Source organism: Pseudomonas parafulva (genome assembly GCF_002021815.1).
Lineage (GTDB): Bacteria > Pseudomonadota > Gammaproteobacteria > Pseudomonadales > Pseudomonadaceae > Aquipseudomonas > Aquipseudomonas parafulva_B.
The window spans coordinates 3,373,501-3,398,687 of record NZ_CP019952.1 but is presented as its reverse complement, the minus strand read 5'-3'; the positions used below and the strand labels follow the sequence as shown (position 1 = coordinate 3,398,687).

Sequence of the window (25,187 nt, the reverse complement as noted above, 5' to 3'; positions counted from 1 at the left end):
CGCATACTGCAAAAAGCCTGGGCACGGGTGCCCAGGCTCGGTCATATGATTCAACTATGGAGGCACTGTGAAGGCATTGCAAGGCGTTGACGGACATGTCACCTGGGTCGAAGCCGAACGTCCTGCGTGTGATGCAGGACAAGTACGCATCCGGGTCGCGGCTGCGGGGTTGAACCGTGCCGATTTGCTGCAGATGAAAGGGCTCTATCCGCCGCCGCCCGGCGCCAGCCCCTACATGGGCCTGGAATGTGCCGGTGTGATCGCAGAAGTGGGGGCCGGGACAGCCTGGCAGGTGGGCGACAGGGTGTGCGCACTGCTGGCCAGCGGTGCCATGGCCGAGGAAGTGATCGTTGATGCGCGGCACGTTCTGCCCGTGCCCGAAGGGCTCAGTCTGCATGAAGCGGCGGCCCTGCCGGAAGTCTACGCCACGGCGTGGCTGAACATCTTCCAGCTGGGCGGCGTCAAGGCCGGCGAGAAGGTGCTGGTGCACGCCGGTGCCAGCGGCGTGGGGTCGGCTGCCATTCAGCTGTGCAAAGCGTTCGGCAACAGCGTGTGGGTCAGCGTCGGTTCAGCCGAGCGACTGGCGTATTGCCAGGCCTTGGGCGCGGCAGGGGGCGTTGTGCGCAACCAGAACCTCGATGACCTGGAAGCCATCGGCCCATTCAATGTGATTCTCGACCCGGTCGGCGCCAGCTATGGCGAGCTCAACCTCAAGCTGCTGGCCCGCGACGGGCGCTGGGTGATCATTGGCGTGATGGGTGGACGCAAGTTCGAACTGGATCTTGCCCAGGTCATGGCCAAGCGGGCGCAGATTACAGGTTCGACCTTGCGCAACCGTGACGATGCGTTCAAGGCCGAACTGTTGAGTGACTTGCGCCAGCAAGTCTGGCCGCTGTTCGCCGAAGGCCGGTTGTCACCGCAGTTGGTCGATACCTATCCGGTGGAGTTCGCCCAGGCAGCCTACGCCGAACTCGAGACCAACCAGGTGTCCGGCAAGCTGGTCATGATCATCGACCCAAGCCTGGCCTAGTGCCGGACCCGTTTGACTGCTCGCTCACTGGCGTCATGGCGCCCTGATGGGCCCTTAAGCCTGCCCGAGCGCAGGCTTGAGGGGAGGCAGGGCAAGTGTTTGGCACTGAACAGCGAGCGCGGGTTCAGTGCCAGCTCAAGATGGGCCAACCGTGAGCTTGCGCATGCTCGCGCAACACCGGGTCCGGGTTCACGGCACAAGGGTGATCCACCTTCAGCAACAGGGGCAGGTCATTGCGCGAGTCCGAATAGAAGCTCGCGCCCTCCAGGTTTTCCTGCTCCTGGTCCAGCCAGGCCAGCAAGCGGGTGATTTTGCCTTCCCGGTAAGTGAGTACGCCGTGGGTCCGGCCGGTATAGACGCCGTTGTGGGCGTCCAGATCGATGGCCAGGTATTCGTCCACGCCCAGGCGCGCAGCAATCGGCCCAACCAGGTGTACGCCTGAAGCCGAGATGATCAGCACCCGGTCCCCGCGCTTGCGATGCTCGGCAATGCAGCGGCAGGCATCGCCGAAAATGATCGGTTCGATGACCTCTTCCACCCACGGCTCGACCAGGTGTGCGACTTCTTCCAGGGTTCGCCCGGCAATCGGCTCCAGGCTGAACGCCATGTAGTCTTCCATCGCCAGTTCGCCTTTGCCGTAGGCCTCCATTAGCGCGTGGTCACGGCGCAAGAACGTCTCGCCATCCACCCATCCCAGCCGTGCCATGTGTTCGCTCCACAGTGACGCGCAGTCGCCGTGGATCAGGGTTTCGTCCAGATCGAAAATGGCTAGCGCCATACATGCATCTCCTTAAGCCACTTCCCGTAGCGCACTGGGGTCTATCGACACGCTGACCCGCTGCCCATCGGCATGCAGGTCGGCCGGCGAGCGGTTGAGCACATCCACCACCAGCTCTACCTCACGCACCTGCACCCGATAACGTATCACGTTGCCCAGCAGGCTGTGACTGCGCACCTGGGCGTCGAGTTCGCCGTGCAGGCCCAGCGTGATGGATTCGGGGCGTATGGCCAGACGCCCGGAGACAGGGCGCTGCAACAGGCGGCTGGCACTGTCGGCATCGAGGAGGTTGTAATTGCCGATGAAGCCGGCGGCAAACAGGTCCACCGGGGCCGTGTAGAGGGTCTCTGCATCGCCGCTTTGCACGATACGGCCCTGATTCATCAGGAAGATGCGGTCCGACAGCGTCAAGGCTTCTTCCTGGTCATGGGTAACGAAGATCGTGGTCAAGCCCAGTTCCCTCTGGATGGCGCGAATCTGCTCACGCAGGTGTTTGCGAATGCGCGCATCGAGTGCCGAAAGCGGCTCATCGAGCAACAGCAGTCGGGGCCGGGTGACCAGGGAGCGGGCCAGGGCGACGCGCTGGCATTGCCCGCCAGACAACTGATGAGGGTAACGTGCGGCGAAGTCATTCAATTCCACCAGCTGCAATGCCTCTCGCACCCTTGTCTGGCTCTCATCACCCCTGACCTTCTGCATGCGCAGCCCGAAGGCAACGTTCTGCTCCACCGTCATGTTGGGAAACAGCGCATAACTCTGGAACACCATACCGATGCCACGCTTTTGCGGGCTCTGCGGCACGATGTCAATGCCGTCGAGCAGGATCTGCCCGCTGTCGACCGGCGTGAGCCCGGCGATGCAGCGCAGCAGCGTGGACTTGCCGCACCCTGAAGGGCCGAGCAGGGTGATGAACTCGCCCCGTTCGATCTGGCAGTCGATCTGGCTGAATACCGGGCTACCGGCGTAGCTTTTTTGCAGGTTGCGTACGCTGACGTAGCTCATCTCAGGTCTTGTCCTTGTTCAGGCGATTGGCGACCCACGTCAAAATCAGCACGAAGGCGAAATAGGAAATCACCAGCGCACTGTTGAAGTGGCCGCTGCTGTTGCGCATGTTGTTGAGGTAGACCTGCAGGGTTTCGTAGCGCGTGCCCACCAGCAGGTTGGCGAACACGAACTCCCCGAACAGGAACGAGAACGACAGCAACAGGGCCACCATCAGGCCTTTGCGCAGGTTGGGGAGTACCACCAGCAAAGCCGCCTGCCAGGTGCTGGCGCCCAGCAATTGCGCCGCGTCCATCAGGTCGCACAGGTTGATGGCCTGCAGGTTGTTGGTGATGGCCCGGTACATGAAGGGCAGGGCAATGGTGAAGTAGCAGCCGATCAGGATCCACGGTGTCCCCACCATGGCCATCGGCCCACTGCCATACAGTTGCAGCAACCCCACCGACGACACCACAGGTGGCACGGCAAACGGCAGCAGGATCAGGACATTCATCAACGCGTCGAGCCGGGGGAAGTGATAATGCACCACGAACAGCAGCGGCAGGATCAGCACCACCGATAGCAGCAACGCACCAACGCACACCAGCAACGACTGGCCGAACGCTGCCAGAAAGCGCGGCTCGCTCCACAACGCCACGTACCACTTCAGGGTCAGGCCGCTGGGTAGTAGAGTGGCCGACCAACTGGTGGCCAGGGAGTAGAGCAGGGTGCCGGCCAGTGGCATCAGCAGAATGAGAAACAGCAGGTAGACCACGGCGCGGTGGTACCAGCCGCCGCTACGGGAATCAGCGCGCATGGTAGCTCCTTTTCAACAACCATTGATGCACCACGGTGACCACTGTCATCAGCCCTACCAGCACCATCGCCAGGGCACTGGCAAGGTTCGGATCGAGGCTGATGTCGCCGGCCACCAGGCCCGCGATGCGAATGGGCAGTACGTTGAAGTTGCCGGTGGTCAGGGCATAGACCGTGGCATAGGCGCCCAGGGCGTTGGCCAGCAGGATGACGAAGGTGCCCAGCAGCGCCGGGGCTAGCACCGGCAGCCCGATGTGCCGCCAGAACTGCCAGTGGTTAGCACCTAGCAGCGCAGCCGACTCGCGCCAGTCTTCGCGCAGCGCGTCGAAGGCCGGGTACAGCAGCAGGACACCCAGTGGGATCTGGAAATAGGTGTAAACCAGGATCAGCCCGCTCTTGGAGTAGATGCTGAAGTCTTCCAGCAGGCCCATCTGCTTGAGCAACAGGGTCAATGCGCCGTTGAAACCGAGCAGGATGATGAACGCGAACGCCAGCGGCACGCCGGCAAAATTGCTGGTCATGTTGGCAAAGGCGCTGACGAAGTCGCGCAGCCGTGAGTCCACCTGACGTAGCGAATAGGCGCCCAGGGTCGCGATGATGATGCCGAACAGGCTGGACCAGAAGCTGATCTCCAGGCTGCGTTGCAGGGCTTGCAGGTAGAACTTGGAGGCGAACACCTTGCTGAAATTGTCCATGCCCCAACCTGCCTCCGACTGCAGGCTGCTCAGCGCCACCCAGGCCAGCGGGGCAATCTGGAAGACCACGAAAACGACAGCGAAGGGCACCAGGCACAACAATGCCAGGTACCGACCACGGGGCGACTGGCTCATTTGAGCAACTCCCGGCAGACCGATTTGTCGTGAGCGGCGCCGAGCAACTCGCAGATGGTCCCGCACAGGTCGGTCTGCAGCGGCTTGGCCGAAGGGTCGAGGCTGAAGGCTGCGCCGAACACGAACAAGGGCACTTCGCGCTCTTCGGCCAGCAGGCCGTTGTGCGAGCGGTCGTTGTTCATGCCATGGTCGGCGGTCACCAGCACCTGGTAGCCCTCGTCGAGCCACTTGGGCAGATAGTCGGCCAGCAGGATGTCTGCGCTGCGGGCAGCGTTGCGGTATTGGCTGCTGTCCAGCCCATGGTGGTGGCCCACATCGTCGATGCTCATCGGGTGCACCAGCAGAAAATTGGGCGCATGACGCCGGCGCAGGTATTCGCCGTCGGCCAGCAGGTGTGAATCGGGGTAGCGATCGTCCCAGTAGAACAACCCATGCTGGATGGGCAACTTGGGGGCGTGGGTATGCCGGTCACGCTGGGGGTCGAAAGGCGAGCGGTTGTACAGCTCGCTCATCCAGTGATAGGCCGCGGCTGCCGTGCCCAGGTTGGCCTCGCGGGCGTAGTGGAACACGCTGCGCTGGTTGGAAAGCCGGTTGACGTTGTTATGCACGATGCCGCTGTCGATAGGGGGAACACCTGTGAGAATGCACTCGTACAGCGGGCGGGACAGCGATGGCAGTTCGCACTCCATGCAGTAAAGCGCGGCGCGGTCAGCCTCGACATAGGCGTGCAAATGGCCCATGGCGTGGTGGGCAACCTGATAGTTCAGCCCGTCCAACAGCACCAGGATGACGTTGTGGCTCATTGATGACTCCGCAAAAACATCGGGGAGAGGGCGCCTGCAGTGCGCGGCGCCGCGCCAGGGGGTTACTGCTGGCGCGACGCCGGCTCGCTAGGGCTGCCACGCAGGCAGGACGACCCGCATGGCAGTTGGCAGGCCAGTTTGCCTGCTTCATTCCATTTCGATGATTACCTGTTCTTGCCACAACTGCGGCAGCTTCTTGGAGGTCGCTTCCCACACTTCGGCATTCTTGATCGGTTGCGCAGGCGCGTATTGCTCGTTGGGCAGCAATTTGGCCTGCACATCCTCCGGCAGCTTCAGGTGCTCGGCGCGAATCGGGCGTGCGTGCCCCTTGGCCAGGTTGATCTGCCCGGCATCGCTGAAGATGTATTCACGCGTCAGTTTCGCTGCATTGGGGTGCTTGGCGTACTTGTTGATGATGGTGGTGTAGCCCGAGGTGATTGAGCCGTCCGATGGGATCAGCACTTCAAAGCGCTTGGGGTCGATCTGATCGCGGTAGCTCAAGCCATTGAAGTCCCAGACCACGCCCACTTCCACCTCGCCCTTTTCCAGGGTCTGGATGGTCGGGTTGGCCAGGGACAGGCGTTTTTGCTGGGCCAGTTTGGTGAACAGTTGCAGGCCTGGGGCCACGTTGCTCTCATCGCCCTTGTAAGCGATGGCGGCGGCCAGCACGCCGTTGGCGGCCTGGGCGGCGGTGCCGACATCACCGATGGCCACCTTGTACTTGCCGCGTTCCAGGTCGTGCCAGGTCTTGGGCCGTTCTGATTCCTTGACCAGGTCCTTGTTGATGATGAACGCGATGGTGCCGGTGTAGGCCAGCGCCCAATGGCCATCCTTGTCCTTGGCCCACGCTGGCACCTGGTCCCAGGTGCTTGGCTTGTACGGCTGGCTTACGCCCTTGGCAATGGCAATGGGCCCGAACGCTGCGCCCACGTCGCCGATGTCGGCACTGGCATTGTCTTTTTCCGCCTCGAACTTGGCGATTTCCTGGGCCGAACTCATGTCGGTGTCGCTGTGCTTGAGCCCGTATTTGCTGGCCAGGTCCTGCCAGGTGTCCTTCCAGTTGGCCCAGGCATCGGGCATGCCCACGCTATTGACCGTGCCTTCCTTGCGGGCGGCATCCTCCAGTGCCTTGAGGTCATCGGCGGCCATGGCCGACGTGCAGAACGCGATTGCCGAACCGAGCAGTGACGCCATGAACAACTTTTTCATCCGTAGCTCCTTGGGTGGGTGCATCGACCGAACGCTGTTATGTATGAAGCCGTTGTCTGCAGCCTTGGTCTAGGTCAGCAAACCTTGAGCCAAGGTAGGCCGGTAGCGTGACAATTTGATGTAGCCCCAGGTCCTGCTGCCTGATCGCGGCTTCTGGCAGTACAGCGTAGACCACCTGGGAGCCGGGCCTCACAAGGCCTGGCCCGTTTCTGGCAGCACTAGCCGGGCAGGCTTGTCACGGGATGTTCATCAGCCCTGCCTAGGCTTGCACCCAGTGCCCGGTGCCCTGTCGTGGGGCTGGCCTAGTCCAGATAGGTAACCTTTGATGCAGCCAATGCCACCGCGCGCGGTAACAGCCATTTGTAACGCCCTTGAGGAGCAGATCGAGCACGGCCTGTTGGCGCCGGGCGGCAAGCTGCCCGCCGAGCGCCGGCTCAGCGAACTCTTCGCCACCACGCGTATCACCCTGCGCGAGGCGTTGGTGCAGTTGGAGGCAAGGGGCTTGATCTATCGCGAAGAGCGGCGGGGCTGGTTCGTCGCCCCCGAGCGCTTGAGCTATGACCTCATCGCGCGCAGCCACTTCCATGCAATGGTGCGTGAGCAGGGTCGGGCTGCCAGTACCGAGCTGCTGTCGGCTCGGCTGCAGCCGGCTTCGGCGGCCATCTGCGCGCGGCTGCAGCTGCCGGCGTTGTCCAGTGTGGTGTGCATCTGTAGGCTCAGGCGTATCGACGGCAGGGCGGTGCTGTACGCCGAGCACTACCTCAATCCGCGTTACTTCCCGGCCATCCTCGAACACGACCTGGCGCAGTCATTGACTGAAATCTATGAGCGCCAATACGGTCTGCACTACGGGCAGGTGTGCTTCGAGATCTTGCCCACCGCATTGCCCGTGCAGGCGGCCGGAGCGTTGAGGGTGTCAGCGGGCAGCCCGGGGCTGCAGATCACCCGGGTCAACAGCGACCAGCATGGGCAGCTGATCGACTGCGACCTGGAATACTGGCGCCATGACGCCATTTGTATCAGGGCACAGGCAGGCTAGCCGGGCGGCCTCCCGGGGGGCGCCGGCGTGGCCACGATCCGTGGCCAATCGACTTCAACTGGACGCCTCGGCTTGTGTCAGGGCGCCTGCGCCGGCCGTTACCACTTGCACCGACAGCCTGGGCGTTGCCAGGTCCAGGCCGGCTTCGTCGAGCTGGCGCTTGAGTGCCAGGTTGAAAGCCCGCGACACTTCCCACTGCTTGATCGGCGCCGTCTTGAAGCGGGCGCGCAACACTGCTGACCCCGACTCGAAGCTCTCCACCCCTTGCAGTTCCAGTGGCGACCAGATATTGCGCCGCATCAGCGGATCGCTGCGCAGCTTCTGACCGACCTCGCGCACCAGCGTGATCGCCTGGTCGATGTTCATGTTGTAGGGGATCGCCACGCGGAAGATCGCGTAGCCGAATTCGCGGGAGTAGTTCTTGATGCTTTTGATTTCGCTGAATGGAATGGTGTGCACGATGCCATCGATGTCCCGCAGGCGCACGGTGCGGATAGTCAGGCCTTCCACCGTACCCAGGTGGCCGCCGACATCCACATAGTCGTCGATGGCCAGGGAGTCCTCGATGATGATGAACAGCCCGGTGATCAGGTCGGCCACCAGTGACTGGGCACCGAAGCCGATCGCCAGGCCGATGACACCGGCACCGGCCAGCAGCGGCGTCACGTTCATGCCCATGTTGGCCAGGGCCACGATCACCGCGATGATGAAGATGAACACGAACATCACGTTGCGGATCAACGGCATCATGGTCTGCGCCCGGGCGTTGGCCATGCCGCGGCGCGAGCGGACCAGCGCATGGTGTACCGCCGTGTCGGCCAGGATCCATACCAGCCAGGCGACGATCAGCGTGCCTGCCAGGCCCATCAGGCGCAGGCTGATGTCATGCCCGTCGCCTTCGGCGAAGCTGATCATCGACAGTCCCCAGACTCGAAGACCCAGTTCGATGAACACCAGCCAGATGAACAGGTGCACCAGCAAGTAGCCAAAGTTGCGCAGCCGCTCGGCATACACCGCATGGCGTTTGCCGGCGCGCTTGGGGTTGGCGGCGTGGCGGCGCACCAGGCCATTGAGCACCATGCACACCACGACCAGCACCGTGCACATCAGTGACTGGCGAAGCGCCGTGCTGGTGTCACCGGCCGAGACGAAAGTGGCGAACAGGGAGATGGCCACCAGAATCAGCGCCGGAATGAACCAGAAACTGCCCAGGATCTCGATGGTGTCGCTCAGGGTTCGTCGCGTCAGGCGGCGCGACAAGGGTTGGTTGCGGATCAGGTGGGCGATGGGCCGGCGAAAACGCAGGATGAACAGGCCAGTGCACACCGCGGCGACGACGTTGGCCAAGGTGGCCACCCCATGGGCCAGGTGTATGCCCAGCGCAGCGGTGAGGCGCGGGTCGCTCATGGCCTCGCCGAAGGCGGCAAAGCTGCCGATCAGCCACAAGGGCCGGAATGCCCGGTGGCGCAGGATGTGCAATGCCCGGTGGCGGTGTGGGCCGTCCAGCAGGGAAAACGCGATCACGCAGATGGCCGAGAAGCAGGTGCCCACCACCAGGGCATACGCCAGCACCATGGCCAGCGATTTACCCAGCGACGGGGGCAGTACGAAGCTCAGGTACACCGTGAACACCAGCGCAACCAACCACGGGCCCAGCTTGCGCAGGGCGAAGCGGACCAGGTCCCAGGTGCGGGGATGTTGGGGCAGTTCTTCGCTCAGGCCGAACCGCAGGCGAACCCGATGGCCCACCCAGTTGAAGGCGAATGCCAGCACGCTCCACACCGCAATCACTGCTGCAAAGCCGAACAGGATCGCGGGCCATTGGTGAACCGGCACCATCAAGGCCGCCAGTTCCTCCTGGGCCTGGTCGATCTCCATGCCCCAGCGCTGGAACGGGTTGGCCTCGCCGGTGAACTGCTTTTCGAAATCGTGCAGGGCGCCACCGATCAAGCCGAGCACGCCTTGCTCAACGCTCGGTTGTGACTTCTGCGTGGCGTCGCGCAGCTTTTTCAAGTCGGCCAGGAGCTTGGCACGCTGCTGGTCGTTCTCAAGGCTCTTGATCACCTCGTCCAGGGATTTGCCCAGCGGCTCGGAAGCCTCGGGCTGGGCGGGAGCACTGGAACCGAGAAGGCCGGGCAGGCCTGCTGCGTGTACAGGGCCGATGGACAGCAACAGCAGGACAAGCAGGTAACGCAGAAGGGCAGGCACGGGCAGATCTACCTCAGGTCAAACGATTGCCCGAGTGTAGAGGTTTATGACGGCAGTTTCTCCAGGATCTTCCAGCAGGTCAGGCCGAAGATGCCCAGGGTGCCTGCCCACATCATCAGCACGCCAACATCGCGCTCGCGCAGGCCGAACCCGAGGGTGAGCAGCAGCAGGGATGCGCAGACGGGGATCAGCAGGGCCAGGAAGGGTGACATGGCGACAGTCCTTTGCAGTGAGACATGCCATTAGCATAGTCGCTAACCCCCGGCCCGGCCTGCCTGAGGCGAACGTGTAGGCCATGTGCAGCAGTGCGGTCTGTTGGCGCCGGGTGTGTAGCACCGCGGCGCTCTGCGTGGCTCACGGCAGGTCGTGACTGCGGTAGAACGCTGTCAGGACCTTCACCAGGTGCGCCAGGTCATGGCTGCCGCACAGCTCGCGAATGGAGTGCATGGCAAAGGTCGGCAGCCCGATGTCGACCGTCCGCACGCCAAGGTGGCTGGCCGCAATGGGCCCGATGGTCGAGCCGCAACCCATGTCGCTGCGTACCACGAAGCTCTGCACCGGTACTTCCTCGGCCATGCACAAGTGGCGGAAGAAGCCGGCGGTTTCGCTGTTGGTGGCGTAGCGCTGGTTGTTGTTCACCTTGATCACCGGCCCTGCGTTGAGTTTCGGGCCATGGTTGCCGTCGTGCTTGTCGGCATAGTTCGGGTGCACGCCATGGGCATTGTCGGCCGAAACCATCAACGAGCGCTGGATGGTGCGCACGTAGGCATCGCCGTCGGGCAACAGGCGCTGCAAGGTCTGCTCGAGCATCGGCCCGTCTGCGCCGCAGGCCGAGCTGCTGCCGACTTCCTCGTGGTCGTTGCACACCAGGATGCAGGTTTCATCGCTGTCGGCGGCCAGCAGGGCTTGCAGCCCGGCGTAGCACGACAGCAGGTTGTCCAGGCGGGCACCGGCAATGAAGTCGCCATTGAGCCCGATCTGCGCGGCGTCCTGGGTATCGTAGAAGCTCAGCTCGTAGTCCAGCACCACGTCGGCGTTGAGTTGGTGCTCGCGCGCCAGTTGTTCGGTCAGCAGGGCGCGAAAGTCGATGCGCTCGTCACCGGCCACTTGCGCCAGGATCGGTGGCAGTTCGGTCTGCGGGTTGATATGCCAGCCATCGTTGGCGGTACGGTTGAGGTGGATGGCCAGGTTGGGGATGACCGCGATCGGCAGCTTGAAGTCGACAAGCTGGCTTTCCACCTTGCCGTCACGGCGGTAGGTGACCCGGCCCGCCAGCGACAGGTCGCGGTCGAACCACGGCGCCAGCAGGGCCCCGCCATACACCTCCACGCCCAGCTGCAAGAAGCCCTGGCGCTGCAGTTCCGGTTGCGGCTTGACCCGCAGGCAGGGGCTGTCGGTGTGGGCGCCGACCATGCGGATGCCGTTGAGCAGCGGTGCCTGCCTGCCCATCTTGATCGCGATGATCGAGGAATCGTTACGGGTGACGTAATAGCGCCCGCCTGACACGACGGACCAGCTCTCGCGCTCGTCCAGGCGCTGGTAGCCAGCGGCCTCCAGGCGCAGGGCCAGGCTGGCGGTGGCGTGGAAGGGAGTAGGGGAGGCCTTGAGAAAATCGATCAGGCCTGCATTGAGTACATCGCGCATAGTTCACTCCAGACAGCAGTGGCGCGAGTTTAGCGTATTGAGTCGCCGAGCGGTGTCGGGCTGTGGGTTGCGCACTTGGCTGGATGGCTACAGGCCGCACACCGGCCACAGCGCCTCAGCCCGTATCACAGTTGGTCAGGGCAGCGCCGGCAGCTCTGATGGACTGCAAAGACACAGCCATGCCCGATCAAAACGGCGCCGGGCACTCGAATTTGAGGCGTTCACCGGACAACGGGTGGGTAAAGCTGAGCATCGATGCATGCAGGCACAGCCGCTCGTGGGCGGCCAAGGCCTGAGGGTTGGCATACAGCCGATCACCCAGCAGTGGGTGGCCGATCGATAACATGTGCACACGCAGTTGATGCGAGCGCCCTGTGATCGGTGTCAGCTCCACACGGCAGTACTCGCCGCAACGTTCCACCACCCGCCAGAACGTCAGCGCATGCTTGCCTTGTTCATGATCCACGACGTGGCGTGGCTTGGTGGGTGGGTCATACCGCAGTGGCAGGTCGATGCTGCCGCTGTCCAGTGCCGGCTGCCCCCAACACAGGGCGGTGTAGGCCTTCTCGGTTTCCCGGTCATGGAACTGGCGCGACAGCTCGCGGTGGCTGTCGGCATCACGGGCCAGCAGGATGATGCCCGACGTCTCCCAGTCCAGACGATGCACGATCAGCGCGTCGGGATAGCCGTTTTCCTGGAGACGGGTGATCAGGCAATCCTTGTTGTCTTCAGCCCGGCCAGGGACCGACAGCAGCAGCGTCGGCTTGTTGATCACCAGGATAGCGGCGTCTTCGTGAAGGATCTGAATGGTCGACAGCGGCATTGCGTGGTCTCTGTTGAATCAGGAGAAAAAGCGGGGCGGTGCTGCACCCCATATGCGGCAAGGCCGCTCCGACAGGGGAGTGCGATCCCTTGTCGGAGCGGCCTCGTGCCGCGAATGGCTGCAGCGCAGCCCCGGCTCCCTGCCGGATCAGCGATCCGGCAGGGTGATGTTCAGCTCAAGAATGGAGCAGCTGCCCTGGTTTTCCAGCTCGATGTGCACATCGTCATTGCCGATGTTCACATACTTGCGAATCACTTCCAGCAGTTCCTTCTGCAACTCGGGCAGATAGTCCGGTTCGCTGCGTTGTCCGCGCTCGTGCGCCACGATGATCTGTAGACGCTCTTTCGCCACCGACGCGCTGGTCTGTTTCTGTCTGCCACGAAAGAAGTCAAAAAGGTTCATGGTTTATTTGCTCCCGAAAATGCGCTCGAAGAATCCCTTCTTCTGTACATCGATGAAGCGCATCGGCTTCTCTTTGCCCAGCAGGCGGTCGACTGCGTCACTGTACGCCTGGCCGGCATCACTCTGGTCATCGAGAATGACCGGGATACCCTGGTTGGATGCCTTGAGCACCGCCTGCGATTCGGGAATCACGCCCTTGAGCTTGATCGAGAGAATCTCTTCCACGTCGGCCACGCTCAGCATTTCGCCCTTGACGACGCGCTCGGGATGGTAACGGGTGATCAGCAGGTGTTCCTTGATCGGCTCTTCGCCGTTTTCCGAGCGGCGCGACTTGCTCGACAGAATGCCGAGCATGCGGTCGGAGTCACGAACCGAAGACACTTCGGGGTTGGTGACCACGATGGCCTCGTCGGCGAAGTACATGGCCAGGTGGGCACCTTTCTCGATACCGGCCGGCGAGTCGCAGATCACGTATTCGAACTGCTCCTTCAGGTCCATCAGGACCTTCTCGACGCCTTCCTGGGTAAGGGCGTCCTTGTCACGGGTCTGGCTGGCCGCCAGCACGTACAGGTTTTCCAGGCGCTTGTCCTTGATCAGGGCTTGTTGCAGGTTGGCTTCGCCATTGACCACGTTGACGAAGTCATAAACCACACGGCGTTCGCAGCCCATGATCAGGTCGAGGTTACGCAGGCCCACGTCGAAGTCGACGATGACCGTCTTGTGGCCACGCAGTGCGAGGCCGGTACCGATGGCGGCGCTGGTGGTGGTCTTGCCCACACCCCCTTTGCCGGAAGTAACCACGAGAATCTTGGCCAAGGTGTTTCACCCCTAAAATGATCGGGACGCAAGTCCCTGCAAATAACTGAAATAACGGCAACGATAAAAAAGTTGCTCTAAAAATGCTGGCAAGTATCCGTTAAAGACGGGTGATGTTCAACACGTCGCCAGACAGGCTGACTTGTACGCCAGCGCCCCATAACGGATCGCGGCGCAAGTCTTCGCACACTTTGTACTGGCCGGCAATGGAGACCATTTCAGCGGTCATCTGCTGGCAGAAGATACGCGCCTTGGTATTGCCCTTGATACCTGCCAGGGCACGGCCGCGCATGGCGCCGTACACATGGATGTTGCCATCGGCAAGAAGTTCCGCACCCGGGCTGACCGAAGCGGTGACCACCAGGTCCCCCCCTTGGGCGTAGATCTGCTGGCCGCCACGTACCGGGGCGGTGATGATGCGCGTGGCGCGTACCTCGGGTTCGAGCACCGGTGGCGGGGCAGGGGCCGGCTCGGGCTTCTTGGCCTCGGGCTCGGGTTCCAGTGGCCGCTCGCGGGCGCCGGACGGGGGCAGCACCGGCAGATCGATGGCGATGGCCGCGGCTATGTCTTCGATGCGGTTGGCGCGAATGGCCAGGGTCCGCAGGCCATGGTGGCGGCAGATGCGCATCAAGCCAAGCAGGTCGATCGCACCTTCGCCGGCCGGCAGCTTGTCCAGCGCCAGCACCAACGGCGTATTGCTGAAGAAGTTCGGCGCCTGGGCCACTTTGGCCGCCAACTGGCGATCAAGGGCTTCAAGGTCATTGCGCGCCAGTTCCAGAACGGTAATGGCAAGCATGCTGCCCTTGAGCTGGAACACGGAGGGAGTGTCGGAGGTGTGGTTTGGGCTCATGGTCTGCATAGACGGCTTGTTGCGGAAAAAGTGCCCTGACTTATAACGATAAGACCGGTTGCCCGCAACATGAGCCGATCCGTTGTAGAATGCGCGGCCCATGTCTTGCTGGAAGCTTCAATGGATCGCCCGCGTTTTCGTCCCTATTTCCTTCATCCCAAGTTCTGGGGCCTGTGGCTGGGTCTGGGGCTGCTGTGGCTGGTGGTGCAGTTGCCCTACCGTGTACTGCTCAAACTGGGTGCGGCGTTAGGCGCGATCATGTACCGCTTTGCCGGTGAGCGCAGGCGTATCGCCGCGCGCAACCTGGAACTGTGCTTCCCCGAACGGTCGGCGGACGAACGGCAGCGCTTGCTCAAGGCCAACTTCGCCTCGACCGGCATCGCCTTCTTCGAAATGGCCATGAGCTGGTGGTGGCCCAAGGCGCGGTTGGCGCGCCTGGCGCATGTCGAGGGGCTCGAGCACTTGCAGGCCGCCCAGCAGGCGGGGCAGGGGGCGATCCTGATGGCGGTGCACTTCACTACCCTGGAAATCGGCGCGGCCTTGCTCGGCCAGCGTCACACCATCGACGGCATGTACCGCGAGCATGGCAATGCCCTGTTCGATTTCATCCAGCGCAGCGGACGCGAACGGCATAACCTGGACTCACTGGCCGTGGAGCGCGAGGATGTCAGGGGCATGCTTAAGCTGCTGCGCGCCGGCCGCGCGATCTGGTACGCGCCCGATCAGGACTACGGCGCCAAGCAAAGCCTGTTCGTGCCCTTGTTCGGGATCCCGGCAGCCACGGTCACGGCCACCACCAAGTTCGCGCGCTTGGGCCGCGCCCAGGTCATTCCGTTCACGCAGAAGCGACTCGAAGACGGCAGCGGCTATCGGTTGGTGATTCATCCCCCGTTGAGCGATTTCCCCGGTGAAAGCGAAGAGGCTGACTGCCTGCGGATCAACCAGTGGGTAGAGCAGGTGCTGCGCGAATGCCCCGAGCAGTACCTGTGGGCCCACCGCCGGTTCAAGTCCCGACCGGACGGGGCCCCAAGGCTGTACGAAAAGAAAAGGCGTTGAAAGCGACCGCGCCGCTGCCGTGACGGCAGTGGCGCTGCCAGATTACTCGGCGATCTGCAGCTTGCGCGACTGGGTATAGACGTAGCGCACCTTTTCATACTCGAACGGTGAGTTCATCTGCCCGTAGCGGAAGTTGGTGGTGTAGCGCTTGTCGATGACCCGCAGGCCGAAGAATTCCGGATTTTCGCGGCTGACCTTGGCCATGTCCAGGTAGTTGATCGCCTGCTCGCCGGAATAATCCACCACCAGCCCAGCGGTGTCGCGCAGGTTCGAAGGGCCCAACAGCGGCAGCATCAGGTAAGGGCCTGCCGGCACGCCATAGAAGCCCAGGGTCTGGCCGAAATCCTCGCTCTGGCGCGGCAGGCCCATCTTGGTCGCCGGGTCCCACAAACCGCCTACCCCGATGATTGTGTTGAACATCAGCCGTGCCGTGATCTCGGCCGAGCGTTTGGCCTTGAGCTGCAGCACGCTGTTGAACAGATTGGGCACGTCCCCCAGGTTGTTGAAGAAGTTGGTCACCCCACTGCGCAGAAAACGCGGGGTGACGTACTGGTAGCCATTGACCAGCGGCAGCAGCACCCATTGGTCCAGGCGGTAGTTGAAATGATAGATGCGGCGATTCATCGACTCGAGCGGGTCGTAGACGTTCAGCGCTTCGAGGGTAGAGCGCTCGAATTCACGTTGGTCCAGGCCCGGGTTGAATTTCAACTCGCGCAACGGATCCAGGAAGCCGTCGGCTTCCGGGGCCAGTGGGGCGGTGCCGATCACCTGCGGATCAGCCTCGACGACGCTGGCTCTGGGTGCGGTCTCGGCGGCCAGGGTATGGCCTGCGGCAAGCAGGGCCGTGGCAAAGAGCAGTTTGTTAACCACGGAAGAACTCCAGCATGGCGTCACTGTTGACGCGGTAGTTGATGTTGCCGCAATGGCCACCATGGGGATAAAGGGTCAGGCGATCACCGAACACCTTGCGCAGGAACCCGATATCGCCTGGGCCGAGAATGACGTCGTCGGCATTGTGCATCACGGCGATCTTGGGGCTGTTTTGCAAGTAGTCGGCCAGCGCGTACAGGCTCACCTGATTGGTCAGCTCCAGGATGGTGCCCCCACCGGTGCGGGCACGCCACATCGGGATGACCTGTTCGGTCATGTAGCAATCGAAATCGCACTGCAAGGCACGCTTGAAGTAGGGCGTCAGGCTCGTGCCTTCGGTGATCTTCACCTTCGGTGGGATGATCAGGCCGCGACGGTTGATCAGGTCGGAAGTGAAGGCGATATCGGCGGCCGAGAAACGGAACGAGGTGCCGATGAGCATGGCCATCTGTTCGTTGGACAAGTGCTGGCGCGACTGCTGGAAATCGTACAAGAGCGCTTCGTTGAGGTCGATAAAGCCCTTTTCCTGGAAGTAGCGCGTGAGTTTTTCCAGCATCAGCTCATAGAACGTGGTGCTCCGGTCGATCCCCTTGACCTGGGTCTGCACCAGCTTGTCCAGGTTGTTGATCGAGGTGTAGAGATTCACGGGTGGGTTGAGCAGCAGCACACGCTTGAAGTTGAAGCTGCGCCGGGTTTCATCCAGGTGGCTGACGAAGGCCGCATCGAGGGCGCCCAGGCTATAGCCGGTCAGGTAGAACTCGGTCACGGGCAGGCGAGGGTGCTGGGCGCGGACCGATTGCATCACCCGGTACATGTCTTCGGCGTCATCCTGGCTGATGCCGGGTGTGGCGAAGCGCGACGCTGCGCTGATGAAATCGTAGCTGGTAGGCGAGGACAGCTGCACCACGTGGAAGCCGGCCTTGTAGTACAGCTTTTTAAGGTATTCGTTGATGCTGCTGCTGTAGGACGCACCGGTGCCGGCAATGATGAAGATCAACGGGGCGGCGTGGTCCTGTTGGGCCATGCGGTACTTGAGTTTCTTGACCGCCCAGAAGTTGTCCGGCAGCGTGAATTCACGCTCGGGGCGCAAGGTGAGGCTGTAGTCGGACTGGTCGATCTCGTCATCGCTGGGCAGCATCGGGCGCTGGTCCGGCGGCGTCGTGGCGATGGTCGCCTCGAACGGGTTGGTCAGGGGGTAGCCATAGCTCGCGGCGTCGATATCCCGCGCAGAAGCGGCCACAGCCATGAGCAGGCTGCCAAGAACGGCAGCGAGGCGCAAAGAACGAAGCATGTAATCCCCCAAAAGAACGCAAGGTGGCGCGTGTGCAAGCTAAGACCACGATGGCCGTGGCAAAGTTGCCGGGCGTGATGGCCTTTGGTGTGCCTGTTATCTGAACGTCGAGGTAGGCGAGGTATTTTGCCTTAGACCGTGGCGTAGGCGATCATGGATTTTTTCGATCAATCACCGTGGAGAAATGAATGGGTCGCACGTTACCTGGCGCATTACTGCTGATGTTCGTCGGGCTCTGGCTCGCTGCCAGCTATGGCGTGCGCTACGGGCTGATGGAGGACGGGCAGTGGGTAGGGTTGTGCACTCAGCCAGCAGCCTATTGGCAGTGCGAGTTTCGGGCATTGCTGGGGTTGGGTATTCACCACCAGGTCCTGGCCTGGGTCGGGCTGGCCCTGGCAGCGCTTGGCTGGCTGCTAAAGGGGCGGACTGGTAAATGGCTGGCCGGCATTGCCCTGTTATTCGCAGTGCCAGCATTGGTGCTGTACACCGCGAGCATCGCTGTATTCGCATTGGTGCTGGCGGGGCTGCGTCTGGTCAGGTAAATGAGCGCCCGCCAGGGGGCGCTCCGTGACGCTGACGGAAAGAGGTATCAGGCGCGGCCGAGCCTCAGGCTGCGCCACAGGGCAGTAGTCATCAGCGCGCTCACGGCTGCCCAGCGCCAGGCCTGTCCGCTGTTCAGCCCTTCGATGAATAGCTGCGGCAGTATGCCAAGGCCGATGATACCTGCCAGCAAGGTAGCCTCCCGTCGCCGTGTCAGCACGGGCCACAGCACGAACACCAGGGCTGGCAAGGCCAACGCTGCGCTGGGAAAACTGCGGTAGCGGGGGTCGAACACCATTGCCAATGTGCTCACGGCGCCTGCAAAGCCGGCCAGCAGCAACCCGCCGTCCCGCTTTTGCAGCCAGTCAGACCAGCGCCCGCGTACGCCTGGCGGCTGGGCCAGATGCAGCAGTGCCCGGGCCAATACCAGCACGTTCAACCCCGCCAACAGCCCTGCCCACACCCACTCCGGGGCGAAACGAGCGTGGCTGCGCATCAACTCGCCCCACAGGCCCAGACACGCCGCACCGAACATGGCCAGCAGCGGCATGGCCCACGCGCCTGTGCGTGTGCGGGGTCGCCCGGCCATGCACAGCATCAGCGCTGCCAGCGCCGCGCACCCCAGCCACCAAGTGGGCCAGTCGGGCAAGTTGCTGACGGGCCCTTCGAGGATGCCCTTGTCCTGCCGATCGGCATCGTATAGGCCCCAATACCCACCCACGGCACCTTCGTTGGCGCGTTTCCAGGGCTGGTCGAACGCTTCGATCAGGTTATAGCGCCAGCCATTGTGCTCGGCCATGGCGACGAAGCCGCGAATGAAGCGCGCCTCGTTGACCCGGCTGGGCAGGGCGGTTTCACGCTGTCGGCCTTCGCTGGGCCAGCCGGTTTCACCGATCAGGATGTCCTTGGGCGCGAAGCGCTCGCCGAACTGCCGGCGTATGTCGGCGACATGGGCCAGCGCATCGTCGATGCCCCGTGGCTCGTCTTCCCAATACGGCAGCAAGTGAATGGTGAGAAAGTCCACTTCAGGCGCGATCTCAGGGTGCTGCAGCCAGAACTCCCACACATCGGCATAGGTGACCGGCACGCTTACCTGACGCTTGACCCGCGCAATCAACTCGGCCAGTCGTTTGCCGGTGACTTCCTTGCGCAGCAAGGTCTCGTTACCCACGATGACGGCGCTGACCACATCGGGGTTGGCGTTGGCGGCGGCGATCAGCAGCGCGACTTCCCGGTCGGTATCGGCCGGGTGGGCATTGACCCAGGCCCCGAGCATCACCTTCAGGCCATGCTTGCGCGCCAGCGCCGGGATAGCCTCAAGACCGCTCATGGAATAGGTGCGGATGCACTGGAATCGCTCAGCGAGCAGGGCCAGGTCGGCGTCCATGCGCGTCGGGCGCAGTTGCATGGGTTGGTCGTAGGGCGACTGGTCTTTGTCGAACGGGGTATAGGATGCGCACTGCAGCTTGTGCGTGGCATTGGCGGCGTCGGGCAGGTTCACCGGTCTGCCCAGCCCGTACCAGAGCCCACCGAGCCCGAGCAGACCGATCAGGCAGGCAAGGGTATATAGACATGTCAGCAGGCGGGGGGAACTGGGCATCGGGCGGTCCATCGTCGGGGGCAAAAGGGCCAATAGTAGCCCGGCGCCAAACCTTTGGCATGCAAGGATCGCGCAGGCAGGTCCATGCCGCTGCCGCTAATGGCACAGTGCTGTCGCGTATGAGCGCCTGGGCGTCGTACTTGGATCAGGTCTGGCTTGGTTGCAGGCAGATGATGGAATCTCCAAGACCTGACGAGGGAATGCTTTGATGGCTACTTCAACAAAAATGCGTCGTTTCCTGGGCGTGGGTACCGCCCTGGCACTGGCCTTGAGCGGCGCACAGGCCATGGCCAAAGAAGTCAGCATTGGTTACGTGGATGGGTGGGCAGACAGTGTGGCTACCACCAACGTGGCCGCCGAGGTGATCAAGCAGAAGCTTGGCTACGATGTGAAGCTGCAAGCCGTGGCCACGGGCATCATGTGGCAGGGCGTGGCCACCGGTAAGCTCGATGCCATGCTGTCGGCATGGCTGCCGGTGACCCATGGTGAGTACTGGGCCAAGAACAAGGACAACGTGGTCGACTACGGCGCTAACTTCAAGGATGCCAAGATTGGCCTGATCGTGCCTGAGTACGTCAAGGCGGTGAGCATCGCTGACCTGAAGACCGATTCCTCGTTCAAGCAGAAAATCGTCGGCATCGATGCGGGTTCCGGTGTCATGATCAAGACCGATCAGGCGATCAAGGACTACGACCTGACCGGCTACAAGCTGCAGGCAAGTTCCGGTGCTGCGATGACCGCCGAGCTGGGCCGTGCCTACGCCAAGCAGCAGTCCATCGCCGTGACTGGCTGGGTCCCGCACTGGATGTTCGCCAAATGGAAACTCAAGTTCCTCGAAGACCCCAAAGGCGTGTATGGCGCTGCTGAGACCGTCAACAGCATCGGCAGCAAGGAGCTGGCCACCAAGGCCCCGGAAGTGGCCGAGTTCCTGAAGAAGTTCAGCTGGCAATCCAAGGATGAGATCGGCGAGGTGATGCTGGCTATCCAGGAAGGCGCCAAGCCCGAAGCGGCCGCCAAGGACTGGGTGGCCAAGCACCCAGAGCGAGTGAAGGAGTGGACGGGCAAGTAAATTGCCTGTGCGGTGATCCCTGAAACAAAGCCGTTCGAGCCGTAAGCGTTCGAGCGGTTTTGTTCGGGGGTCGGCTCACCCGGCCAACGTGATGAATATGAGGGTCTGCCTGACGACAGGCCGCTACCGGCCCGCACACAAAAATACTGACACCCTCGCCGCGACGGACGCAAAGCGGTTCAGGCGACCTCAGCCAGTTCGCAAATCCCTGCCCCCACCCAAGTCGCCGCCCATCACCTGCGCACCCGCCAGCTCCAGCCCCGCCGAGAGAAACTGAACCCTCAAACCGACCCGCCAGCCCAACCTTTCAAGCACCCCCAGCAAGCAATAACCAAATCTGCGACAATCACACCTCTTTCGAATGCCGATTACACCGCAGGCCCACCTGCATCACCGAAAAGCCCAATGACTGACCACGCCATCGACAAACTGCTGCAAAACCTCGACCACGCCATGATCGCCGACCGCCACCGTCTGCGGCGCCAGTTGCATGAACTGCGCAAGCGCCCCGACGAGGCAAAGCTGGCGCAGTGGGCAGAGCGGGTGCAGGCGTCCTGCGCCCAGGTCACCGCCCGCCAGCAGAGCGTGCCATTGGTGCGCTACGACGACAGCCTGCCCATCGCCGCCAAGCGCGACGAGATCAAAAAAGCCCTGGCCGAACACCAGGTGCTGGTCATCGCCGGCGAAACCGGCTCGGGCAAGACCACCCAGTTACCCAAGATCTGCCTGGAACTGGGCCGCGGCAGCCATGGCCTGATCGCCCACACCCAGCCACGCCGGATCGCCGCGCGCAGTGTCGCCGCCCGGGTGGCTGAGGAACTGGGCACACCGCTGGGCTGCCTGGTGGGTTATCAAGTGCGCTTCGAAGACCAGAGCGATGCCAACACACTGGTCAAACTCATGACCGACGGCATCCTGCTGGCCGAAACCCAGCACGACCGCTTCCTGGAACGCTACGACACCATCATCGTCGACGAAGCCCACGAACGCAGCCTGAACATCGACTTCCTGCTCGGCTACCTCAAGACCCTGTTGCACCGGCGGCCCGACCTCAAGCTCATCATCACCTCGGCCACCATCGACCTGGAGCGGTTTTCCAAGCATTTCGACAATGCGCCCATCATCGAGGTGTCCGGCCGTACCTTCCCCGTGGAAACCTGGTATCGCCCGCTGACCAGCGAACAGGACGAGGAAGGCAACCCGATCGAGGACGACCTCACCGTCGATCAGGCTATCCTTGCCACCCTCGATGAATTGGCCCAGCACGAGCGCGGCCAGGGCAAGGGCCCGGGCGATGTGCTGATCTTCCTGCCCGGTGAGCGCGAAATTCGCGACGCCGCCGAGATTCTGCGCAAGGCGCAGTTGCGCCATACCGAAATCTTGCCCTTGTACGCGCGCCTGTCGCCGGCCGAGCAGCAGCGGATCTTCCAGCCCCATGCCGGGCGGCGCGTGGTGCTGGCCACCAACGTGGCCGAAACATCGCTGACGGTCCCCGGCATCCGCTATGTGATCGATACCGGCACGGCGCGCATCAGCCGCTACAGCTACCGCGCCAAGGTGCAGCGCCTGCCCATCGAAGCCGTGTCCCAGGCCAGCGCCAACCAGCGCAAGGGCCGCTGTGGACGGGTGGAGCCGGGCATCTGCGTGCGTCTGTACAGCGAAGAAGACTTCAACAGCCGACCGGCTTTCACCGACCCCGAGATCCTGCGCACCAACCTGGCGGCCGTCATCCTGCAAATGCTGCACCTGCGCCTGGGCGCCATCGACGCGTTCCCCTTCATCGAACCGCCAGACGGCAAGGCGATCAGCGACGGCTTCAACCTGCTGCAAGAGCTCTCGGCGGTCAACCGTGAAAATCAGCTGACCCCGGTCGGGCGTCAGCTGGCTCGGCTGCCCATCGACCCGCGCCTGGGCCGCATGCTGCTCGAAGGCGCGCGCCTGGGCAGCCTGCAGGAAGTGCTGATCGTCACCAGCGCCCTGTCGGTGCAGGACCCACGCGAACGCCCCCCTGAGCGCCAGCAGGCCGCCGACCAGGCCCACGCGCAGTGGAAGGACGTGGATTCGGACTTCGCCGCACTGGTCAACCTGTGGCGAGGTTTCGAGGAGCAGCGCCAGGCGTTGACGGCCAACCCCTTGCGCAACTGGTGCCGCAAGCAGTTCCTCAATTACCTGCGCCTGCGTGAGTGGCGCGACGCCCATCGCCAGTTGGCGCTGATCTGCCGCGAGCTGCAACTGACGGTCAACAAGGAACCGTGCGACTACCCCAAGCTGCACAAAGCCGTGCTCAGCGGCCTGCTCAGCCAGATCGGCCACAAGACCGAAGACGGCGATTACCAGGGCGCACGGCAGCGCAGGTTCTGGGTGCACCCGTCATCGGGTATCGGGCGCAAGCGCCCGCAGTGGGTCATGGCAGCCGAGCTGGTGGAAACCACCAAGCTCTATGCCCGCGTGGTCGCGCGCATCGAGCCGGACTGGATCGAGCCGCTGGCCGGCCACCTGATCAAGAAGAACCACTTCGAGCCCCATTGGGAGAAGAAGCGCGGGCAGGTCGTGGCCTATGAGCAGATCACCCTGTATGGGTTGATCCTGGTCGGCCGCAGGCCGGTGCATTTTGGCCCCATCGACCCGGCCACCTCCCGCGAGCTGTTTATTCGTGAGGCCCTGGTGGGTGGTGAGATCCAGTCGCGGGCCAAGTGCCTGACGGCCAACAAGCGCCTGCTCGAAGCGCTCGACGCCCTCGAGGCCAAGGCCCGCCGTCGCGACATCCTGGCCGACGAAGAAACGCTCTATGCGTTCTACGAAGCGCGCCTGCCGGCCGAGATCCACCAGACGGCCACTTTCGACAGCTGGTACCGCATGGGCAGCCAGAAAGACCCCAACCTGCTGATCATGCGCGAGGAAGACGTGCTGGCACGCGAGGCCAGCGAGGTGACTGCCGCGCAGTACCCCGACAGCTTGCAGGTGGGCGAACTGCGCCTGCCCTTGACCTACCACTTCGAGCCCAATCACCCCCGTGACGGTGTGACCGTTCGGGTACCGGCACCCCTGTTGCCGAGCCTGCCAGGCGAGCGCCTGGAGTGGCTGGTGCCCGGCCTGCTCGAAGCCAAGTGCGTGGCGCTGGTTCGCAACTTGCCCAAGGCCCTGCGCAAGAACTTTGTGCCGGTGCCGGACTTCGTCAAGGCTGCCTTGGCCCGCATGACCTTCGGCCAAGGCGCGTTGCCCCAGGCCCTGGGCCATGAACTGCTGCGCATGACCGGTGCGCGGGTGCCCGACGAGGCCTGGGACGAATCGGTCAGCCTGGTCGAAGGCCACCTGCGCATGAACATCGAAGTGGTCGACGGGCAGGGCAAATTCCTGGGCGAAGGGCGTGACCTGGCGGAGCTGACCGCGCGGTTCGCCGCCGCCAGCCAGGCAGCGCTGGCAGTGCCACGCGATGCCAAAAGCGAGCAGCCGGTGCAGGCCAAGGCCTTCAGCGAAGTGAAGCCCACGGCGCAGCAAAAGATCGCGGGGCTGTCGATGACGGTTTACCCGGCCTTGGTCGAGGACAATGGCACGGTGCGTGAAGGCCGCTTCTCGACCCAGGCCGAAGCCGACTTCCAGCACCGCCGCGCCTTGCAGCGCCTGCTGCTGCAACAGCTGGCCGAGCCGGCCAAGTTCCTGCGTGGCAAGCTGCCTGGGCTGACCGAACTGGGGCTGCTGTACCGCGACATGGGCCGGGTCGACGCGCTGGTCGAAGACATTCTGCTGGCCAGCCTGGACAGTTGCATTCTCGACGGTGAGCCGGTGCTGCCCCGTGAAGGCGCGGCCCTGGCGGCGCTGGCCGAACGCAAGCGGGGCAGCTGGGCCGAGCATGCCGAGCGCCTGGCGCGGCAGACCCTCGAGGTGCTGAAGCTGTGGCACGGGTTGCAGAAACGCTTCAAGGGCAAGATCGACCTGAGCCAGGCCGTGGCCCTGAACGATATCAAACAGCAGTTGGGCAACCTGGTGTACCCGGGCTTTGTGCGTGAAACGCCGGCGCTGTGGTTCAAGGAGCTGCCACGCTACCTCAAGGCCATCGAGCTGCGCCTGGAGAAGCTGGGTTCGCAGGTGCAGAAGGACCGGGTATGGAGTGGCGAACTGGCCAACTTGTGGGCGCAGTACAAGGCCCGTGCCGACAAGCATGCCCAGGAAGGCAAGCGCGACGAGCAGCTGGTCCTGTACCGCTGGTGGCTGGAGGAATACCGCGTGTCGCTGTTCGCCCAGCAGCTGGGCACCAAGGTGCCGATTTCCGATAAGCGATTGAGCAAGCAGTGGAGCCAGGTGGAAGGCTAAACTCACACAGTTGTGGCACTATTGAGACAATTTCGGGCCGCTTGGCGGCCCACTGCGCACAGCCCTGCTTCGCCTGCATGCTCACCGCCTACAGGGTGATGGCATCCATGAGGTGGGCTACCGTCAAACGTGGGCTCTGCCCTCGTCGCAAAGTTAGTACTAAAGTGCCACTAAAACAGTGTATTTCCAGCCAGCGCCGGGTGGCGATGGCCCAAGAACAG

At 63.0% G+C, this 25,187-nt stretch carries 22 protein-coding genes; 6 read left to right on the top strand and 16 right to left on the bottom strand.

What is annotated here, in order from left to right; translation table 11 throughout:
- The first annotated feature begins 67 nt into the window (after positions 1-67).
- Positions 68-1,030 (top strand): NAD(P)H-quinone oxidoreductase, encoded by a 963-nt coding sequence (locus B2J77_RS15215; RefSeq protein ID WP_078478957.1) that lies wholly within the window; start codon positions 68-70, stop codon positions 1,028-1,030.
- A 124-nt stretch (positions 1,031-1,154) separates the two neighbouring features.
- Here the strand turns inward: B2J77_RS15215 and B2J77_RS15210 are convergent, their stop codons facing one another.
- The 6 genes from B2J77_RS15210 to B2J77_RS15185 form a co-directional block, all read right to left on the bottom strand.
- Positions 1,155-1,808 carry an HAD family hydrolase gene (locus tag B2J77_RS15210; protein ID WP_058604177.1) on the bottom strand — a complete coding sequence of 218 codons (654 nt, stop codon included), beginning with the start codon at positions 1,806-1,808 and terminating at the stop codon, positions 1,155-1,157.
- Between the two features lie 12 nt (positions 1,809-1,820).
- Entirely contained in the window at positions 1,821-2,810 is a 990-nt protein-coding gene (locus tag B2J77_RS15205) for an ABC transporter ATP-binding protein (protein WP_058638033.1), read from the bottom strand.
- A gap of 1 nt (position 2,811) precedes the next feature.
- On the bottom strand, positions 2,812-3,606 hold the full coding sequence (locus B2J77_RS15200) for an ABC transporter permease (protein WP_078478956.1): 795 nt from the start codon (positions 3,604-3,606) through the stop codon (positions 2,812-2,814).
- On the bottom strand, positions 3,596-4,435 hold the full coding sequence (locus B2J77_RS15195) for an ABC transporter permease (RefSeq protein ID WP_058604180.1): 840 nt from the start codon (positions 4,433-4,435) through the stop codon (positions 3,596-3,598). The genes B2J77_RS15200 and B2J77_RS15195 overlap by 11 nt, the downstream gene beginning before the upstream one ends.
- Positions 4,432-5,238 carry an alkaline phosphatase family protein gene (locus B2J77_RS15190; RefSeq protein ID WP_078478955.1) on the bottom strand — a complete coding sequence of 269 codons (807 nt, stop codon included), beginning with the start codon at positions 5,236-5,238 and terminating at the stop codon, positions 4,432-4,434. The genes B2J77_RS15195 and B2J77_RS15190 overlap by 4 nt, the downstream gene beginning before the upstream one ends.
- A 147-nt stretch (positions 5,239-5,385) precedes the next feature.
- Entirely contained in the window at positions 5,386-6,447 is a 1,062-nt protein-coding gene (locus B2J77_RS15185) for an ABC transporter substrate-binding protein (RefSeq protein ID WP_078478954.1), read from the bottom strand.
- 325 nt (positions 6,448-6,772) lie between these two features.
- Here B2J77_RS15185 and B2J77_RS15180 point away from each other — a divergent pair, with 325 nt between their 5' ends.
- Positions 6,773-7,486 carry a UTRA domain-containing protein gene (locus B2J77_RS15180; protein ID WP_058638034.1) on the top strand — a complete coding sequence of 238 codons (714 nt, stop codon included), beginning with the start codon at positions 6,773-6,775 and terminating at the stop codon, positions 7,484-7,486.
- 54 nt (positions 7,487-7,540) lie between these two features.
- Here B2J77_RS15180 and B2J77_RS15175 read toward each other — a convergent pair whose 3' ends face one another.
- The 7 genes from B2J77_RS15175 to minC form a co-directional block, all read right to left on the bottom strand.
- Positions 7,541-9,694 (bottom strand): mechanosensitive ion channel family protein, encoded by a 2,154-nt coding sequence (locus tag B2J77_RS15175; protein WP_058604184.1) that lies wholly within the window; start codon positions 9,692-9,694, stop codon positions 7,541-7,543.
- 44 nt (positions 9,695-9,738) lie between these two features.
- On the bottom strand, positions 9,739-9,906 hold the full coding sequence (locus B2J77_RS21535; protein ID WP_167339350.1) for a hypothetical protein: 168 nt from the start codon (positions 9,904-9,906) through the stop codon (positions 9,739-9,741).
- Positions 9,907-10,048: 142 nt separating this feature from the next.
- Entirely contained in the window at positions 10,049-11,338 is a 1,290-nt protein-coding gene (locus B2J77_RS15170; protein WP_058604185.1) for a M18 family aminopeptidase, read from the bottom strand.
- A 187-nt stretch (positions 11,339-11,525) separates the two neighbouring features.
- Positions 11,526-12,161: an RluA family pseudouridine synthase gene (locus tag B2J77_RS15165; RefSeq protein ID WP_058638035.1), complete on the bottom strand. Its 636-nt coding sequence runs from the start codon at positions 12,159-12,161 to the stop codon at positions 11,526-11,528.
- Positions 12,162-12,308: 147 nt separating this feature from the next.
- The gene (gene minE / locus B2J77_RS15160; protein ID WP_009682849.1) at positions 12,309-12,563 is read right to left on the bottom strand and encodes a cell division topological specificity factor MinE; all 255 of its coding nucleotides are present in this window, start codon (positions 12,561-12,563) and stop codon (positions 12,309-12,311) included.
- A 3-nt stretch (positions 12,564-12,566) separates the two neighbouring features.
- Positions 12,567-13,379 (bottom strand): septum site-determining protein MinD, encoded by an 813-nt coding sequence (gene minD / locus B2J77_RS15155; protein WP_012313198.1) that lies wholly within the window; start codon positions 13,377-13,379, stop codon positions 12,567-12,569.
- A 100-nt stretch (positions 13,380-13,479) separates the two neighbouring features.
- On the bottom strand, positions 13,480-14,238 hold the full coding sequence (gene minC / locus B2J77_RS15150; RefSeq protein ID WP_078478953.1) for a septum site-determining protein MinC: 759 nt from the start codon (positions 14,236-14,238) through the stop codon (positions 13,480-13,482).
- Positions 14,239-14,349: 111 nt separating this feature from the next.
- Here minC and B2J77_RS15145 point away from each other — a divergent pair, with 111 nt between their 5' ends.
- The gene (locus tag B2J77_RS15145; protein ID WP_058604188.1) at positions 14,350-15,285 is read left to right on the top strand and encodes a lipid A biosynthesis lauroyl acyltransferase; all 936 of its coding nucleotides are present in this window, start codon (positions 14,350-14,352) and stop codon (positions 15,283-15,285) included.
- Between the two features lie 42 nt (positions 15,286-15,327).
- On the opposite strand, the gene B2J77_RS15140 is transcribed toward B2J77_RS15145, so the two are convergent.
- Positions 15,328-16,155, bottom strand: coding sequence for a VacJ family lipoprotein (locus B2J77_RS15140; RefSeq protein WP_058638036.1), 828 nt, complete (start codon positions 16,153-16,155; stop codon positions 15,328-15,330).
- A complete protein-coding gene (locus B2J77_RS15135) occupies positions 16,148-17,446 on the bottom strand; it encodes a serine/threonine protein kinase (protein ID WP_058604190.1) in 1,299 nt (432 codons plus the stop codon). Before B2J77_RS15135 ends, B2J77_RS15140 begins: the two co-directional genes overlap by 8 nt.
- Before the next feature lie 188 nt (positions 17,447-17,634).
- Between B2J77_RS15135 and B2J77_RS15130 the strand changes: the two genes are divergently transcribed.
- Entirely contained in the window at positions 17,635-17,988 is a 354-nt protein-coding gene (locus B2J77_RS15130) for a hypothetical protein (RefSeq protein ID WP_078478952.1), read from the top strand.
- A 47-nt stretch (positions 17,989-18,035) separates the two neighbouring features.
- Here the strand turns inward: B2J77_RS15130 and B2J77_RS15125 are convergent, their stop codons facing one another.
- Positions 18,036-19,598 (bottom strand): beta (1-6) glucans synthase, encoded by a 1,563-nt coding sequence (locus tag B2J77_RS15125; RefSeq protein WP_078478951.1) that lies wholly within the window; start codon positions 19,596-19,598, stop codon positions 18,036-18,038.
- Positions 19,599-19,794: 196 nt separating this feature from the next.
- Between B2J77_RS15125 and B2J77_RS15120 the strand changes: the two genes are divergently transcribed.
- Positions 19,795-20,655, top strand: coding sequence for a glycine betaine ABC transporter substrate-binding protein (locus B2J77_RS15120; protein WP_058604193.1), 861 nt, complete (start codon positions 19,795-19,797; stop codon positions 20,653-20,655).
- 405 nt (positions 20,656-21,060) lie between these two features.
- Positions 21,061-24,966 carry an ATP-dependent RNA helicase HrpA gene (gene hrpA, locus B2J77_RS15115; protein ID WP_078478950.1) on the top strand — a complete coding sequence of 1,302 codons (3,906 nt, stop codon included), beginning with the start codon at positions 21,061-21,063 and terminating at the stop codon, positions 24,964-24,966.
- The last annotated feature ends 221 nt before the right edge of the window (positions 24,967-25,187 follow it).